The 336-nt window shown below is 68.5% G+C and carries 1 protein-coding gene; it reads left to right on the top strand.

Annotated features, from left to right (window positions below):
* A partial coding sequence (locus R5H29_RS00060) for a 1-deoxy-D-xylulose-5-phosphate synthase N-terminal domain-containing protein (RefSeq protein WP_332328526.1) occupies window positions 1-336 on the top strand: 336 nt, incomplete at both ends.

Raw genomic sequence — 336 nt, 5'->3', positions numbered from 1 at the left:
GACGACAAGCTGATCTGGGACGTGGGCCATCAGGCCTATCCGCATAAAATCCTGACCGGCCGGCGGGACCGCATCCGCACCCTGCGCCAGGCCGGCGGGCTCTCCGGCTTCACCCGCCGGAGCGAGAGCGAATACGACCCGTTCGGGGCGGCGCATTCCTCCACCTCGATTTCGGCGGGCCTGGGCTTCGCGGTGGCCAACGACCTGAACGGCCACAAGGACCGGCACGTGGTGGCCGTGATCGGCGATGGCGCGATGAGCGCCAGCATGGCCTACGAGGCGATGAACAACGCCGGCGCCATGCGGAGCCGCCTGGTGGTGGTGCTGAACGACAAC

Source organism: Stenotrophomonas sp. A3_2 (assembly GCF_036624925.1).
Lineage (GTDB): Bacteria > Pseudomonadota > Gammaproteobacteria > Xanthomonadales > Xanthomonadaceae > Stenotrophomonas > Stenotrophomonas hibiscicola.
The sequence above is the reverse complement of the archived record's forward strand: the minus strand, read 5'-3'. Positions and strand labels throughout refer to the sequence as shown.